General features: G+C 58.8%; 1 protein-coding gene. It reads right to left on the reverse strand.

Annotated features, from left to right (window positions below; translation table 11 throughout):
- Positions 1–219 (reverse strand): DUF5933 domain-containing protein (locus ADL12_RS56865; RefSeq protein ID WP_244188068.1); only part of this gene is annotated, 219 nt, incomplete at its 3' end.
- Positions 220–301 lie beyond the last annotated feature (82 nt).

Below are 301 nucleotides of genomic sequence, written 5' to 3' on the forward strand. Positions count from 1 at the left end.
CATCATCAACGCCATACCGCCGTACAGCGGTCCCGGTTTCGGGGCAAAGATCAGCGCCTTCACCTGGTTGGAAATCGGCCCCGGTTGACCGTAGCGGCGTGCGGCGATCTCCAGCGCGATGAGGAATCCAAGAGCCACCACGCCCGCCGTGACCCACAGCGTCGTGCGCCAATGACGCCACGCGACCAGCGAAGTTATGCCACTTATCCGCGAAAACACCTGCGATGCTCTAGATATCAATCTTTGGCCGATTTATTCGAATGCCGGGTAGATGAAATGCGATAGGGGTAACCACCGCGAG

Origin of the sequence: Streptomyces regalis, from assembly GCF_001509475.1 — a bacterium.
Classification (GTDB): Bacteria; Actinomycetota; Actinomycetes; order Streptomycetales; family Streptomycetaceae; genus Streptomyces; species Streptomyces regalis.